This window comes from Streptomyces blastmyceticus (assembly GCF_039521185.1).
In the GTDB taxonomy this organism is placed as follows: domain Bacteria; phylum Actinomycetota; class Actinomycetes; order Streptomycetales; family Streptomycetaceae; genus Streptomyces; species Streptomyces blastmyceticus.
In genome coordinates this window covers 26,518-42,154 of sequence record NZ_BAAABW010000043.1, presented here as the reverse complement: position 1 = coordinate 42,154, position 15,637 = coordinate 26,518, and the positions used below count along the sequence as shown (strand labels likewise).

Annotated in this window: 13 protein-coding genes; 9 read left to right on the top strand and 4 right to left on the bottom strand. The window is 71.8% G+C overall.

Features of this window, described 5'->3' with window-relative positions; all coding sequences use genetic code 11:
* The first annotated feature begins 1 nt into the window (after position 1).
* The 3 genes from secF (at position 2) to ABD269_RS34525 (ending at position 4,423) form a co-directional block, all read left to right on the top strand.
* Positions 2–1,117 (top strand): protein translocase subunit SecF, encoded by a 1,116-nt coding sequence (gene secF / locus ABD269_RS34535; protein ID WP_301888963.1) that lies wholly within the window; start codon positions 2–4, stop codon positions 1,115–1,117.
* Positions 1,114–1,680 (top strand): adenine phosphoribosyltransferase, encoded by a 567-nt coding sequence (locus ABD269_RS34530; protein WP_301888966.1) that lies wholly within the window; start codon positions 1,114–1,116, stop codon positions 1,678–1,680. Before secF ends, ABD269_RS34530 begins: the two co-directional genes overlap by 4 nt.
* Before the next feature lie 178 nt (positions 1,681–1,858).
* Positions 1,859–4,423: a RelA/SpoT family protein gene (locus ABD269_RS34525; protein WP_344124504.1), complete on the top strand. Its 2,565-nt coding sequence runs from the start codon at positions 1,859–1,861 to the stop codon at positions 4,421–4,423.
* 77 nt (positions 4,424–4,500) lie between these two features.
* On the opposite strand, the gene ABD269_RS34520 is transcribed toward ABD269_RS34525, so the two are convergent.
* Positions 4,501–5,730, bottom strand: coding sequence for a DUF349 domain-containing protein (locus tag ABD269_RS34520; protein ID WP_344124502.1), 1,230 nt, complete (start codon positions 5,728–5,730; stop codon positions 4,501–4,503).
* Positions 5,731–6,004: 274 nt separating this feature from the next.
* Positions 6,005–6,826 (bottom strand): peptidylprolyl isomerase, encoded by an 822-nt coding sequence (locus ABD269_RS34515; RefSeq protein ID WP_344124558.1) that lies wholly within the window; start codon positions 6,824–6,826, stop codon positions 6,005–6,007.
* 185 nt (positions 6,827–7,011) lie between these two features.
* Here ABD269_RS34515 and ABD269_RS34510 point away from each other — a divergent pair, with 185 nt between their 5' ends.
* From ABD269_RS34510 to ABD269_RS34495, 4 genes are all read left to right on the top strand, one after another.
* Positions 7,012–7,734 carry an MBL fold metallo-hydrolase gene (locus tag ABD269_RS34510; RefSeq protein ID WP_301888973.1) on the top strand — a complete coding sequence of 241 codons (723 nt, stop codon included), beginning with the start codon at positions 7,012–7,014 and terminating at the stop codon, positions 7,732–7,734.
* A gap of 11 nt (positions 7,735–7,745) precedes the next feature.
* The gene (hisS, locus tag ABD269_RS34505; RefSeq protein WP_301888976.1) at positions 7,746–9,008 is read left to right on the top strand and encodes a histidine--tRNA ligase; all 1,263 of its coding nucleotides are present in this window, start codon (positions 7,746–7,748) and stop codon (positions 9,006–9,008) included.
* Between the two features lie 58 nt (positions 9,009–9,066).
* Positions 9,067–9,717, top strand: a complete 651-nt coding sequence (locus ABD269_RS34500; protein ID WP_344124497.1) for a vitamin K epoxide reductase family protein — start codon at positions 9,067–9,069, stop codon at positions 9,715–9,717.
* Between the two features lie 82 nt (positions 9,718–9,799).
* The gene (locus ABD269_RS34495) at positions 9,800–11,158 is read left to right on the top strand and encodes a replication-associated recombination protein A (protein WP_344124495.1); all 1,359 of its coding nucleotides are present in this window, start codon (positions 9,800–9,802) and stop codon (positions 11,156–11,158) included.
* Positions 11,159–11,189: 31 nt separating this feature from the next.
* On the opposite strand, the gene ABD269_RS34490 is transcribed toward ABD269_RS34495, so the two are convergent.
* Positions 11,190–11,921 carry a DUF2470 domain-containing protein gene (locus ABD269_RS34490; RefSeq protein WP_344124493.1) on the bottom strand — a complete coding sequence of 244 codons (732 nt, stop codon included), beginning with the start codon at positions 11,919–11,921 and terminating at the stop codon, positions 11,190–11,192.
* Between the two features lie 188 nt (positions 11,922–12,109).
* On the opposite strand from ABD269_RS34490, the gene rpsD reads away from it, so the two are divergent.
* The gene (gene rpsD, locus ABD269_RS34485) at positions 12,110–12,724 is read left to right on the top strand and encodes a 30S ribosomal protein S4 (RefSeq protein ID WP_116210738.1); all 615 of its coding nucleotides are present in this window, start codon (positions 12,110–12,112) and stop codon (positions 12,722–12,724) included.
* 35 nt (positions 12,725–12,759) lie between these two features.
* On the opposite strand, the gene ABD269_RS34480 is transcribed toward rpsD, so the two are convergent.
* Complete coding sequence (locus tag ABD269_RS34480; protein ID WP_344124490.1) at positions 12,760–14,985, bottom strand: ATP-binding protein; 2,226 nt, start codon at positions 14,983–14,985, stop codon at positions 12,760–12,762.
* A 193-nt stretch (positions 14,986–15,178) separates the two neighbouring features.
* Between ABD269_RS34480 and ABD269_RS34475 the strand changes: the two genes are divergently transcribed.
* Positions 15,179–15,631: a DUF948 domain-containing protein gene (locus ABD269_RS34475; protein ID WP_301888987.1), complete on the top strand. Its 453-nt coding sequence runs from the start codon at positions 15,179–15,181 to the stop codon at positions 15,629–15,631.
* The last annotated feature ends 6 nt before the right edge of the window (positions 15,632–15,637 follow it).

Genomic DNA, 15,637 nt, shown 5'->3' with positions numbered 1-15,637 from the left:
GATGTCCAAGCTCGGCAACCTCGGCGCCCGGCTCTACCGCGGTGAGGTCGGCTACGACTTCGTCGGCAAGCGGAAGATCTGGTACGGCATCTCGATCCTCATCACGATCACGGCCATCGTCGGCCTGGCCGTGCGCGGCCTGAACATGGGCATCGAGTTCTCCGGCGGCGCGGTCTTCACCACGCCCACGACCTCCGTCTCGGCCGAGCAGGCCAAGCGGACGGCCGAGGACACCTCGGGTCACCCCGCCATCGTCCAGAAGCTCGGCAACAACACGCTGCGCGTCCAGGTCAGCGAGCTGACCACCGAGCAGTCGCGGACGACCCAGGCGGCGCTGGCCAAGAAGCTCGACGTCCCGCTGAACAAGATCAACGCCGATATCGTCGGCCCCAGCTGGGGTGACCAGATCGCCAACAAGGCCTGGACGGGCCTGGCGGTCTTCATGATCCTCGTGGTGATCTACCTGGCGATCGCCTTCGAATGGCGCATGGCGATCGCCGCCCTCATCGCCCTGATCCACGACCTCACCATCACCGTCGGCGTCTACGCCCTGGTGGGCTTCGAGGTCACCCCGGGCACGGTGATCGGTCTGCTGACCATCCTCGGTTACTCCCTCTACGACACCGTCGTCGTCTTCGACGGTCTGAAGGAGAGCTCGAAGGACATCACCAAGCAGACCCGCTGGACCTACAGCGAGATCGCCAACCGCAGCCTCAACGGCACCCTGGTGCGCTCCATCAACACCACCGTCGTGGCGCTGCTGCCGGTCGCCGGCCTGCTCTTCATCGGCGGCGGCTTCCTGGGCGCGGGCATGCTCAACGACATCTCCCTCGCCCTCTTCGTCGGCCTCGCGGCCGGTGCGTACTCCTCGATCTTCATCGCGACCCCGCTGGTCGCCGACCTCAAGGAGCGCGACCCGCAGATGCGGGCCCTGGCCAAGCGGGTGGCGGCCAAGCGCGCCGCCGCGACCGCCAAGGCCGAGTCCGGCGAGGGCGAGCCGCAGGACGAGGAGTCCTACGGCGAGGAGCCGGAGGACGCCTCCCCGGCGGGCATCGTCCGCCAGGCGACGCCCCGCAACCGCGGCGGCCGCGGCCGTCCCTCGGGGAAGCGCCGATGAGCGCCGTGGAGGTCGGCATGACCGACGAGAAGCTGCGTGAGACGCTGCTCGCGCACATCCACGATGTGCCGGACTACCCGAAGCCGGGCGTGATGTTCAAGGACATCACCCCGCTGCTCGCGGACGCCAAGGCGTTCGGCCTGCTCACCGACACCTTCGCCGAGCTGTGCGAGCGCCTCGGCGCGACCAAGGTCGTCGGCCTGGAAGCCCGCGGGTTCATCCTGGGCGCCCCGGCCGCCGTCCGCGCCGGGATCGGCTTCATCCCCGTGCGCAAGGCGGGCAAGCTCCCCGGCGCCTGCCTCGCCCAGTCCTACGAGCTGGAGTACGGCACCGCCGAGATCGAGATGCACGCCGACGCCGTGGGCCCGGGGGACCGGGTGCTGGTCATCGACGACGTGCTCGCCACCGGCGGCACCGCGGAGGCGGCGCTCCAGCTGATCCGCCGGGCCGGCGCCGAGGTCGCGGGCGTCGCCGTGCTGATGGAGCTCGGCTTCCTCGACGGCCGGCGACGACTGGCCGAGGGCCTCGGCGACGCGCCGCTGGAGGCACTGATCACGCTCTGACCCGTAAGGGACGACAACGGCGCGATCGACGACGACGCGGGGCGGGCACCGGGAGGATCCGGTGCCCGCCCCGCGTTCGTGCCCGGCACCACCCGGCCGCGCGGCGGCCACGCCGCCCGGCTCGATACCATGGCAGTCCGGACCTGAACGGGGGGCCGGACCCGCATGAGGAGTGCTCTTGCCAGACGAGGCCCAGCCGCTCACCGCCGCACAGCCGGACAAGCCGTCTCCCGAGGCCGCGGCGGCCACGGGCACGCCCCAGGGCCGCCCCGACAGCGCGCCTGAGCCCGAGGCCCGCACGGCTCCCGAGGCCCCCAAGGGTTCCGACGGTCCCGAGGCCGCGGCCGACGCGCAGCCGGCCCCGGCGCCCGCCGCCGACAAGGCGGCCGTCGTGCCCGCGGGCGCCTCACCCGTCCGGCCCACCGTCCCGCAGGGACCCGCCCCGCGCTCCGGCTCCTCCAGCCGGGTCCGGGCCCGCCTCGCCCGCCTGGGCGTCCAGCGCTCCAGCCCGTACAACCCGGTGCTCGAACCGCTGCTGCGCGTCGTCCGCGGGAACGACCCCAAGGCCGACACCGCCACCCTGCGGCAGATCGAGCGCGCCTATCAGGTCGCCGAGCGCTGGCACCGCGGGCAGAAGCGCAAGAGCGGCGATCCGTACATCACCCACCCCCTCGCGGTGACCACGATCCTCGCCGAGCTGGGCATGGACCCGGCCACGCTGATGGCGGGCCTGCTGCACGACACCGTCGAGGACACCGAGTACGGCCTGGACACCCTGCGCCGTGACTTCGGCGACCAGGTCGCCCTGCTGGTCGACGGAGTCACCAAGCTCGACCGGGTCAAGTTCGGCGAGGCGGCGCAGGCCGAGACCGTGCGCAAGATGGTCGTCGCCATGGCCAAGGACCCGCGCGTCCTGGTCATCAAGCTCGCCGACCGCCTGCACAACATGCGCACCATGCGCTACCTCAAGCGGGAGAAGCAGGAGAAGAAGGCCCGCGAGACGCTGGAGATCTACGCCCCGCTGGCGCACCGGCTGGGCATGAACACCATCAAGTGGGAGCTGGAGGACCTCGCCTTCGCGATCCTCTACCCCAAGATGTACGACGAGATCGTCCGCCTCGTCGCCGAGCGCGCCCCCAAGCGGGACGAATACCTGGCCATCGTCACCGACGAGGTCCAGGCCGACCTGCGCGCCGCCCGGATCAAGGCCACCGTCACCGGCCGCCCCAAGCACTACTACAGCGTCTACCAGAAGATGATCGTGCGGGGCCGTGACTTCGCCGAGATCTACGACCTGGTGGGCATCCGCGTCCTCGTCGACACCGTCCGCGACTGCTACGCGGCGCTCGGCACCGTCCACGCCCGGTGGAACCCGGTCCCGGGGCGGTTCAAGGACTACATCGCGATGCCGAAGTTCAACATGTACCAGTCGCTGCACACGACGGTCATAGGCCCCAGCGGCAAGCCCGTGGAGCTGCAGATCCGCACCTTCGACATGCACCGCCGCGCGGAGTACGGCATCGCCGCGCACTGGAAGTACAAGCAGGAGGCCGTCGCCGGGGCCTCCAAGGTCCGCACCGACGTCCCCAAGAACGCCGGGAAGAACCAGGACACCGTCAATGACATGGCCTGGCTGCGGCAGCTCCTGGACTGGCAGAAGGAGACCGAGGACCCGGGCGAGTTCCTGGAGTCCCTGCGCTTCGACCTCTCGCGCAACGAGGTCTTCGTCTTCACGCCCAAGGGCGATGTCATAGCGCTCCCGGCCGGGGCCACCCCGGTCGACTTCGCCTACGCCGTCCACACCGAGGTCGGCCACCGCACCATAGGCGCCCGGGTCAACGGCCGCCTCGTCCCGCTCGAATCGACCCTGGACAACGGCGACCTGGTCGAGGTCTTCACCTCCAAGGCGCCCGGCGCCGCCCCGTCCCGCGACTGGCTCGGCTTCGTCAAGTCACCGCGCGCCCGCAACAAGATCCGCGCCTGGTTCTCCAAGGAGCGCCGCGACGAGGCCATCGAGCAGGGCAAGGACGCCATCGCGCGCGCCATGCGCAAGCAGAACCTGCCGATCCAGCGGATCCTCACCGGCGACTCGCTGGTCACCCTCGCGCACGAGATGCGCTACCCCGACATCTCCTCCCTCTACGCCGCCATCGGCGAGGGCCATGTCGCGGCGCAGGGCGTCGTGCAGAAGCTCGTCCAGGCCCTCGGCGGCGAGGACGCGGCCACCGAGGACATCGAGGAGTCCGCGCCCATCCGCGGCCGCTCCAAGCGGCGTTCCAGCGCGGACCCCGGCGTGGTCGTCAAGGGCGTCGACGACGTGTGGGTGAAGCTGGCCCGCTGTTGTACGCCGGTGCCGGGCGACCCGATCATCGGCTTCGTCACGCGGGGCAACGGCATCTCGGTGCACCGCGCCGACTGCGTCAACGTCGACTCGCTCTCGCAGCAGCCCGAGCGGATCATCGAGGTCGAGTGGGCGCCGACCCAGTCGTCGGTCTTCCTCGTCGCCATCCAGGTGGAGGCGCTGGACCGGTCCCGGCTGCTGTCGGACGTCACCCGCGTCCTGTCCGACCAGCACGTCAACATCCTCTCCGCCGCCGTGCAGACCTCCCGCGACCGGGTGGCCACCTCGCGCTTCACCTTCGAGATGGGCGACCCCAAGCACCTCGGTCACGTACTCAAGGCGGTGCGCGGTGTGGAGGGCGTCTACGACGTCTACCGCGTGACCTCGGCCCGCAGGCCGTAGTCGACACACAAGGGAAAGCGGACATGAGTAAGGGGCTCCGGCAATAGCCGGAGCCCCTTACGTCATGCGCTACGCGTTCAGCCGCCGAACTCCTCCAGGCCCTTCAGGGCCTGGTCCAGCAGCGCCTTGCGGCCCTCCAGCTCCTTGGTGAGCTTGTCGGCCTTGGCGTCGTTGCCCGCGGCACGCGCCTTGTCCGCCTGCTCCTGGAGCTTGTCGACCGCGGCCTGCAGCTGCCCGGTCAGACCGGCCGCGCGCGCCCGGGCCTCCGGGTTGGTGCGCCGCCACTCGCTCTCCTCGGCCTCCTGGAGCGCGCGCTCGACGGTGTGCATCCGGCCCTCGATCTTCGGCCGGGCGTCCCGCGGCACGTGACCCACGGCCTCCCAGCGCTCGTTGATCGAACGGAACGCCGCCCGCGCCGCCTTGAGGTCCGTCACCGGCAGCAGCTTCTCCGCCTCGGCGACCAGCTCCTCCTTGCGGGTGAGGTTGACCTGCTGCTCGGCGTCGCGCTCGGCGAACACCTCGCCGCGCGCCTGGAAGAAGACGTCCTGCGCGCCGCGGAAGCGGGCCCACAGCTCGTCCTCCGCCTCGCGCTGGGCGCGCCCGACGGCCTTCCAGTCCGCCATCAGCTCGCGGTAACGCGCGGCCGTCGGGCCCCAGTCGGCGGACCCGGAGAGCGACTCGGCCTCGGCGACCAGCTTCTCCTTGGCCTTGCGGGCCTCCTCGCGCTGGGCGTCCAGCGACGCGAAGTGCGCCTTGCGCCGCTTGGAGAACGCCGAGCGGGCGTGCGAGAAGCGGTGCCACAGCTCGTCGTCCGCCTTGCGGTCCAGCCGCGGGAGGCCCTTCCAGGTGTCGACCAGGGCGCGCAGCCGCTCGCCGGCCGACCGCCACTGCTCGCTCGCGGCCAGCTCCTCGGCCTCGGCGACCAGCGCCTCCTTCGCCGTGCGGGCCTCGTCGGACTGCTTCGCCTTGGCGGCCTTGCGCTCCTCGCGGCGCGTCTCGACCGTCGCGACGAGCTTGTCGAGCCGGACGCGCAGCGCGTCCAGATCGCCGACCACGTGGTGTTCGTCGACCTGCGTCCGCAGGTGGTCGATCGCGGTCGTCGCGTCCTTGGCCGACAGGTCGGTGGTCCTGACCCGGCGCTCGAGGAGGCCGATCTCGACGACCAGGCCCTCGTACTTGCGCTCGAAGTAGGCGAGTGCCTCGTCGGGGGAACCCGCCTGCCACGAGCCGACGACCTGCTCGCCGTCGGCGGTACGCACGTACACAGTCCCCGTCTCATCGACGCGGCCCCATGGGTCGCTGCTCACAGCGCCTCCTCCACATGATGCCGGGGCCGGTGCGCGGCCCCTCGGGCATCGTCCACAGTTGTTCCGGCAGGGCCGCGCCCTGACCGGTCCGACGGCTTGATCGATTGGGTGCGGGCAGCCGTCGGATCAGGCACCCTACACAACGCCAACATAGGCGACCGGTGGCCCGGCTGTCCGTATCCCGCGCGACCGAAATTTCGCCGTGCGCAGGCCCGGAAGGGCCCGGTCGTACGGCGGGACGGCCGCGGGGAGTGGCGGAATACCCCGGCGGGGCTCAGGACTTGGCCACGGTCGCCTTGTCGATCGTGACGGTCGCGTTGGGCGCGCCGTCGGGGGCGCCGCCCTGCACGCCGGCGTCCGCGATCTTCTTGAGCACCTTCATGCCGTCGGCGCCGATGGTGCCGACCGGGGTGTACTTCGGGTCCAGCTTGCTGTCCTGGTAGACGAGGAAGAACTGGCTGCCGCCGGAGTCCGGCTGGCCGGTGTTGGCCATCGCGACCGTGCCCGCCGGATAGATGCCGTCCTTGATCCGCGGGTCCTTGAGGTTCTCGTCCGGGATCGTGTAGCCGGAGCCGCCCGTGCCGTTGCCCTTGGGGTCACCGCACTGCAGGACGTAGATGTTGGCGTTGGTGAGCCGGTGGCACGAGCTGTGGTCGTAGAACCCCTCGCCGGCCAGGAAGTTGAACGAGTTCACGGTGTGCGGCGCCTTGTCGGCGTCGAGCTTGATGTCGATGCCGCCGCAGGTGGTCTTCAGATCCATCGCGTACGAGGCCGACTTGTCGACGGACATCGCGGGCTCCGACTTCCACGACTTGGTGGAGGGGGAGCCGGGGGCCGCCTTGGCGCACGGGTCCGGGCCCTTGCTCGGCGGCGTGGAGCTGTCCGGCGCCGCCGCGTCCGTGGTGTCCTTCTTGCCGCCGCCGGACAGCGCGCCCGTGGCGTACGCGGTCGCGCCCGCGGCGAGCACCACGGCCAGGCCCGCGGCGATCACCGCGTTCCGGCGGCGCGCCTTGCGGCGGGCCGCCTCGCGGCGCTCCTGCTGCCGCTGGAACTTCTCCCGGGCGAGCTGCCGCCGCCGCTGCTCGTTACTGACCACCGGGTCGTCTCCTCGTGCCGTCTGGTCCATGGTGGATCCGGATGTTGCGGGGTGTGCCCGTACCGTATACGGGTTCGCTGTGACGGGAGTGCCGCCGGTAGGCTCTGTACCGGCCGGGGTTCCCCGCCGGGGAGCCCCCGCCGGTCCACTGCTGGAATTCTGCTGGTCGATCATTAAGGACGAATGTGCTTATCGCCGGGTTCCCCGCCGGGGCCTGGGGCACCAATTGCTATCTGGTCGCCCCGGCCGCAGGCGAGGAGTGCGTGATCATCGACCCGGGCCACCAGGCCGCCCAGGGCGTCGAGGAAGCGCTCAGGAAGCATCGGCTCAAGCCCGTCGCCGTCGTCCTCACCCATGGACACATCGACCATGTCGCCTCGGTCGTCCCGGTGTGCGGCGCCCACGACGTCCCCGCCTGGATCCACCCCTCGGACCGCTACATGATGAGCGACCCGGAGAAGGCCCTCGGCCGCTCCATCGGGCAGCCCCTCATGGGCGAGCTGACCGTGGGGGAGCCGGACGACGTCAAGGAGCTCACCGACGGCGCCCGGCTGGACCTCGCCGGGCTGGAGTTCTCCGTCGCGCACGCGCCCGGCCATACCAAGGGGTCGGTGACCTTCCGGCTGCCCGAGAGCTCCGACGTGCCGTCGGTGTTCTTCTCGGGCGACCTGCTGTTCGCCGGCTCCATCGGACGCACCGACCTGCCCGGCGGCGACCACGCCGAGATACTCCGGTCGCTGGCACGCGTGTGCCTGCCCCTGGACGACTCGACCGTGGTGCTGTCCGGCCACGGCCCCCAGACCAGCATCGGCCGCGAGCGCGCCACCAACCCGTACCTGCGGGACCTGGCGGAAGCGCGCCCCGGCCTCGGAGGCGGCGCCACCGCCCCTCCGCGACGAGGAATGTGACGATTTTTCCCGTGAGTACGTTCAAGGCCCCCAAGGGCACCTACGACCTGACCCCGCCCGACTCCGCGGTCTACCTCGCGGTGCGCGAGGCCATCTCCGCGCCGCTCAAGCGCTCCGGGTACGGCTATATCGAGACCCCCGGCTTCGAGCAGGTCGAGCTGTTCTCCCGCGGTGTGGGCGAGTCCACCGACATCGTGACCAAGGAGATGTACACCCTCACCACGCGCGGCGGCGACGAGCTCGCGCTGCGCCCCGAGGGCACCGCCTCCGTGCTGCGCGCGGCCCTGGAGGCCAACCTGCACAAGGCGGGCAACCTCCCGGTCAAGCTCTGGTACTCCGGCTCGTACTACCGCTACGAGCGCCCGCAGGCCGGCCGCTACCGCCACTTCTCGCAGGTCGGCGCCGAGGCCATCGGCGCCGAGGACCCGGCGCTCGACGCCGAGCTGATCATCCTGGCCGTCGACGCCTACAAGTCGCTCGGCCTGAGCAACTTCCGGCTGCTGCTCAACTCCCTTGGCGACAAGGAGTGCCGCCCGGCCTACCGCGACGCGCTCCAGTCCTTCCTGCGCGGCCTCGACCTCGACGAGGACACCCGGCGCCGCATCGAGATCAACCCGCTCCGGGTCCTCGACGACAAGCGCGAGGCCGTGCAGAAGCAGCTCGTCGGCGCCCCCATGCTCCGCGACCACCTCTGCGAGGCGTGCAAGGAGTACCACGAGCAGGTGCGCGAGCTGCTGACCGCGGCGGGCGTCGCCTTCGAGGACGACGAGAAGCTGGTCCGCGGCCTGGACTACTACACCCGCACCACCTTCGAGTTCGTCCACGACGGCCTCGGCTCGCAGTCCGCGGTGGGCGGCGGCGGCCGCTACGACGGCCTGTCCGAGATGATCGGCGGACCGGCGCTGCCGTCCGTCGGCTGGGCGCTCGGCGTCGACCGCACGGTGCTGGCGCTCAAGGCCGAGGGCATCGAGCTCGACCTGCCCGCCGCCACCCAGGTCTTCGCCGTGCCGCTGGGCGACGAGGCCCGGCGGGTGCTGTTCGGCCTCGTGACCGAGCTGCGCCGCGCGGGTGTCGCCACCGACTTCGCGTTCGGCGGCAAGGGCCTGAAGAACGCCATGAAGTCGGCCAACCGCTCGGGCGCCCGCTTCGCGCTCGTCGCGGGTGAGCGGGACCTCGCCGAGGGCATGGTGCAGCTCAAGGACCTGGAGACCGGCGAGCAGACACCCGTCGCCCTCGACGCGGTGGTGGGCGAACTCCTCACCAGGCAGGGCTGATTGTCAGGGCCCTGGTGCAGAATGGCCGCACGGACCGACTGATGGGATCAATGGCGCTATGACCACTTCGGCACTCGACCGCTCCGACACCGACGGCGAGGAGCGGGACGGCCCGGCCACGGGCTCCGTGGGTGGCGGCCGCTCGTTCGCGCTGCTGCTGGTCGTCACCGGTGCCATGGGCCTGCTGGCGTCCTGGGTCATCACGCTCGACAAGTTCAAGCTGCTCAAGGACCCGAACTACGTCCCGGGGTGCAGCCTCAACCCGATCGTCTCCTGCGGCAACATCATGCAGAGCAAGCAGGCGGAGGCGTTCGGGTTCCCCAACCCGATGCTCGGCCTGGCCTGCTACGGCGCGATCATCGCGATCGGCCTGGCGCTGCTCTCCGGTGCCCGCTTCCCGCGGTGGTACTGGCTCGGCATGGAGGCCGGCTGCCTCTTCGGCGTCGGCTTCGTCAGCTGGCTGCAGTACGAGTCGCTGTACGTCATCGGGTCGCTGTGCCTGTGGTGCTGCCTCGCCTGGGTCGGCACGATCGTCATGTTCTGGTACGTGACCGTGCAGAACGTCCGCAGCGGCTTCATCCCCGCACCGCAGGGCCTCAAGCGCGTGTTCCTGGAGTTCCACTGGGTGGTGCCGGTGCTGCACATCGGCATCATCGGGATGCTGATCCTCACCAAGTGGTGGGACTTCTGGACCGGCGGCACCGCCTGACCGCCGCCCTCCACGCCTGAACGAACGCCGTCGGACCTCTGGGTCCGGCGGCGTTGTCAGTGGTGTGGCATAGGGTTTCGGCGTGGAACCCGACCTCTTCACCGCAGCCGCCGAGGACCGCCAGGAGAAAGACCCGGCGAGCAGTCCGCTGGCCGTCCGGATGCGCCCGCGGACCCTCGACGAAGTCGTCGGCCAGGGGCATCTCCTCAAGCAGGGTTCCCCGCTGCGCCGGCTCGTGGGGGAGGGGAGCGGCGGTCCGGCCGGGCCGTCCTCGGTGATCCTCTGGGGCCCGCCCGGCATCGGCAAGACGACCCTGGCCTATGTCGTCAGCCAGGCCACCAACAAGCGCTTCGTGGAGCTGTCCGCGATCACCGCCGGGGTGAAGGAGGTGCGAGCCGTCATCGACGGCGCCCGCCGCGCCTCGGGCGGTTACGGCAAGGAGACCGTCCTCTTCCTCGACGAGATCCACCGCTTCAGCAAGGCCCAGCAGGACTCCCTGCTGCCCGCCGTCGAGAACCGCTGGGTCACCCTGATCGCGGCCACCACGGAGAATCCGTATTTCTCGATCATCTCGCCCCTGCTGTCCCGCTCCCTGCTGCTGACCCTCCAGGCCCTCACCGACGACGACCTGCGCGGGCTGCTGCGCCGCGCGCTCACCGACGAGCGCGGCCTGGGCGGCGCGGTGTCGCTGCCGGAGGACGCCGAGGGGCACCTGCTGCGGATCGCCGGAGGCGACGCCCGGCGGGCGCTGACGGCCCTGGAGGCGGGCGCGGGCTCGGCCATCGCCAAGGGCGAGGCCGAGATCACCCTGGAGACGCTGGAGGAGGCCGTCGACCGCGCGGCCGTGCGCTACGACCGCGCCGGGGACCAGCACTACGACGTCGCCAGCGCCCTGATCAAGTCGATCCGCGGCTCCGACGTGGACGCCACCCTGCACTACCTGGCCCGGATGATCGAGGCGGGGGAGGACCCGCGGTTCATCGCCCGGCGGCTGATGATCTCCGCGAGCGAGGACGTCGGCCTGGCCGACCCCACCGCGCTCCAGACGGCGGTCGCCGGTGCGCAGGCCGTCGCGCTGATCGGCTTCCCGGAGGCCCGGATCGTGCTCGGCCAGGTGGCCGTGGCGCTCGCGCTCGCGCCCAAGTCCAACGCGGCGTACCTCGCGATCGACGCGGCCCTCGCGGACGTCCGGGCGGGCCTCGCCGGGCCCGTGCCGCCGCACCTGCGCGACGGGCACTACAAGGGGGCCGAGAAGCTCGGCCACGCGCAGGGCTATCTCTACCCCCACGACCTGCCCGGCGGCATCGCCGCCCAGCAGTACGCACCGGACGCCATCCACGGCAAGCGCTACTACGAACCGACGAGGTACGGCGCGGAGGCGCGCTACGCGGATGTGGTCGAGCGGGTCCGCAAGCGGCTGCGGGGCGAGTCGGAGGGCTGAGCGCCGGCCCACCCCTGAAGGCCGCGCCGGCTCACTCCTCCGCGGCGTCGAAGAGGGCGTGCATCGCCTGCCGCAGTGAGGTGATGTCCCGCACCGGCTCGGGGAATTCGAAGCGCACGTCGAAGGACCGGTCGGCAGCCGTGCCCTCGCCGTGCGCGGTGGTGAACCGCACGCGCAGCCCGTAGCGGCCCAGGGACAGCGGTACGGCCCGGTCACGGGCGCAGCGCGGCCGCCGCTCGCCGAGGAGCGAGCTCAGCGCGCGCACCTGCTCGCCGTGCGAGGAGTGCAGGTGCTGGAGCAGCTCCGCCTCGTGCTCGACCAGGGGGTCGGGGTGGGCGCGGGCGAAGTCGTCCGGTTCGACGCTCTCGGCGCCCCACAGGTCGTCGACGCTGCTCTCGCCGACCTCCAGCCGCAGCATCATCCGGCCGGGCTCGGTCACCCCGGGCACCGAGGTCAGCCAGCCGGAGAGCCAGGCGCGGCCCCGGATCCGGTTGGGCACGGAGACCGGCGCGACGTCGGTGATCTCCAGCACGGCGGCCAGCTCGTCGTCCTGGGCGTGCGTGGCGGCGCGTACGGCCGGTGAATCCGCGGGGAAGACCAGGAACACCTCGCCGTCGGGCCCCACGCTGCGGGCCTCGGGCGCGAGCAGTTCTGCGGGCAGCCCGGTGCCCGCGCCGGTCCCGCCCGTCAGCCCGGGGATCAGCAGTACCGCGGAGCATGTACTCTGTACGAGAGTTCGTGTGCGCTCGGCTGCTGACGGCATCCGTGCGATTTCAAGTCCGCTGGGACGCGGCTGACCACGATCTGATCGGACCTCCGTCGCGTCGACGCCATCAGTTGCGTCGGCCTCTTTCGTGCTGTCCGTGATGTGACTGGTGTTCCCCGGACGAGACATGCGATCTCCTTGAGTAAGGTGAGCCTAACCTAACCTACAACGGAGGTCTGGAGAACGTGCCTAACCAGTCGCGTCCCAAGGTCAAGAAGTCTCGTGCGCTCGGCATCGCGCTGACGCCGAAGGCCGTCAAGTACTTCGAGGCCCGCCCCTACCCGCCGGGCGAGCACGGCCGTGGCCGCAAGCAGAACTCGGACTACAAGGTCCGTCTGCTCGAGAAGCAGCGTCTGCGCGCCCAGTACGACATCAGCGAGCGCCAGATGGCCCGCGCCTACGACCGCGCCAAGAAGGCCGAGGGCAAGACGGGCGAGGCCCTGGTCGTCGAGCTCGAGCGCCGCCTCGACGCGCTGGTCCTGCGTTCGGGCATCGCCCGCACCATCTACCAGGCCCGCCAGATGGTCGTCCACGGCCACATCGAGGTCAACGGTGGCAAGGTCGACAAGCCGTCGTTCCGCGTCCGTCCCGACGACGTCGTGATGGTCCGCGAGCGCAGCCGCGCCAAGCACCCCTTCCAGGTCGCCATGGCCGGTGGCTACGACACCGAGGGCGAGACCCCGCGCTACCTGCAGGTCAACCTGCCGGCGCTGGCCTTCCGCCTGGACCGTGAGCCGAACCGCAAGGAGATCCCCGTGATCTGCGACGAGCAGCTCGTCGTCGAGTACTACGCCCGCTGATCCTGCGGAAGTAGCGGCTCCTGCGAGCTCCTCGCTCAGCCCGTCGTCTCCCCGGCCTCCACGGCCGGTGAGCCGGCGGGCTCGCGCGTTTCCGGTCTCCGTACGCCCGCGGCCGGCGCGGCCGCCCGGGTGCCCTGCACCGGCACCCGCTCCGCCCGGGGCCCGCACCGCGCCACCACCGCGTCCAGGTCCAGCCGGGCCCCCTCGCGCACGCACTCCTCGTACCGCCGCGTGCCCAGCACCTCCCGCAGTCGGCGCTCGCACAGCGCGTGCGGCGCGTTGAAGTGGCGCGAACCGAACAGCGGCAGCCCCACCGAGCGCCACAGCCGCCCCGCCGCGCCCTGGAGCACCGCGGCCTCCTCCGCGCCGCCCTCGTCCAGCGTCACCAGCGCCAGCAGCTCCACCGCGAGCACCGCGCCCACCAGGTCGTGGAAGGCGTGGTCGACGGCCAGGCACTCCTCCAGCAGCGGCCGGGCGCCCGCGGTGTCCCCGCCGCTCCACGCCGCGAAGCCCAGCACGTACAGCGCGTACGCCAGCGACCGGCGCTCGCCGTGGTCCGCGCAGACGTCCCGGACCTCCTCGCACAGCCGCACCGCGCCCGCCGGATCGCCCTGGAAGGCGACGGCCATCGCCAGCTCCACCTGGCCCATCAGGACATTGCTGTTCAGCTCGCCGATCTCCTGAAAGCGCGCCAGCGCCGACCGCAGCAGCTCCTCGGCGCGCGGCAGGTCGTCCGAGACCAGGGCCAGCGCGCCCGCCCGGTGCTCGGCATAGGCCAGGCCGCGGGCGTGGCCGCTGTGCTCGGCCGTCTCCCGGCACTCCGCCAGCGCCCCCACCGCACGGGCCGGGTCGCCCTGGAGCACCGCCACATGACCCAGCACCCACAGGGTCTTCAGCCGGGTCTCCTCGTTGTCCGCCTCGGCCTCCAGCGCGCGGTCCAGCCAGTGCCGCCCCTCCGCCAGCCGCCCGCAGCCGACCCAGTAGAACCACAGCGTCGCCGCGAGGTACTGCCCGATGTGGGCCTCGCCCTTCTCCTCCAGGCTGTACTCCAGGGCGATCCGCAGGTTCGGCAGCTCCGCCTCGATCCGCGCCGCCACCTCCGCCTGCCGGGGGCTGAACCAGTCCAGCTCGCACCAGGTGACCAGGCCCATGTACCAGTCGCGGTGCCTGCGCCGCATCCGCTCGCCGTCCGCCAGCGCGTCCAGCCAGCCCGCCCCGTACATCCGCACCGGGTCCAGCAGCCGGTAGCGCGGACCCAGCGGGGTGTCCTCCCGCACCACCACGGACTGCGCCACCAGCTCGGCGAGCACGTCGAGCAGCCCCTCGGCCGGCAGCTCGGGACCCGAGCAGACGTACTCCGCTGCCTCCAGGTCGAACAGGCCCGCGAAGACCGTCAGCCGCGCCCACAGCAGCCGCTCGGCAGGCGTGCACAGCTCATGGCTCCAGCCGATGGCCGTACGCAGCGTCTGATGGCGCGGCAGCGCGCTTCGCACGCCCCCGGCCAGCAGCCGGAACCGGTCGTCGACCCGCTCCAGCACCTGTGCCACCGACAGCGGGCCCAGCCGCGCCGCCGCCAGCTCCAGGGCCAGCGGGATGCCGTCCAGCCTGCGGCACAGCTCCTCCGCGGCGGTGCGCTCCTCCTCCCCGCCGCGGAGCCACGACCCGGCGCGGTCCTCGAAGAGCTCGGCCGCCTCCGGGTCCGACAGCGGCGGCAGCGGGAAGACCTGTTCGCCCGCGATCCCCAGCGGCCGCCGGGAGGCCACCAGGATCCGCAGCCCCGGCGCCCGCCGCAGCAGCGCGTGGACGAGTGCCGCGCACGCTTCCGTCAACTGCTCGCACCCGTCCAGGACCAGCAGCAGCCGCCGCTCGGCGAGCTGCTCCAGCAGGGACGCGCGCGGCGGCCGGTCCGTGTGGTCGGTCAGCCCCAGGGCCTCGGCGACCGTGTGGTCCAGCAGGGCCGGGTCGGTGAGCGAGGTGAGCCCGGCCAGCCACGCCCCGTCGCAGAAGCGATCCTGCAAAGCGGTGGCGAGCCGGAGCGCGAGCCGGGTCTTGCCGACGCCACCGACCCCGGTGACCGTCACCAGCCGGGCCCGCTCCACCTGCGCGGCGAGCGCGTCCAGTTCGCGACCGCGGCCGATGAAACGGCTGGGCTCGGCGGGCAGATTGCCCGGCGGCCCCGGCCGGTGACAGCCCGGTGCGGCGGCACCGTGGGAGCCGGGGGAGGGGGTGCCGGGGAGCGGAGAGCCGGAGAGAGGTGGCATGGCACACAGAGAGTACTGATGAGTGTGCGCACCGTAAACTCCGGCTGGTCGGCAGGGTGGACGCCGCGACAATCCGGTACGGGCGCCGAGGCCCGGCGCGATAAGGTCGTACAGGACGTCAAGGGGCGTCCGCAGACGTCCTGAGACAGCAGGCGGCAGTCGAGCAACGACGACCAGCAGGGAGCGGTGCAGCGTGTCCGGTGGAGAGGTGGCCGGGATCCTCGTGGCCGTCTTCTGGGCGATCCTCGTGTCGTTCATGGCCCTGGTCCTGGTGCGGCTCGCGCAGACGCTCAAGGCCGCCACCAAGCTGGTGGCCGACGTCTGCGAGCAGGCCGTGCCGCTGCTCGCCGACGCCTCCGCGACCGTGCGCTCCGCCAACACCCAGCTCGCCCGCGTCGACTCGATCGCCGCGGACGTCCAGGAGGTCACGGCGAACGCCTCCGCGCTCTCCTCGACCGTCTCCTCCGCCTTCGGCGGGCCCCTGGTCAAGGTCGCGGCGTTCGGCTACGGCGTGCGGCGCGCGATCGGCCGCAAGACCGCGCCCGCGGAGGCGGCGCCGCAGCGCTCCGTGTTCGTCGGCAAGACCGTCGGCCAGAAACTGCCGTCCGCCCGGCGCGGCAGCCGCCGAATCCGTGGGAAGGGTTGACCCCAG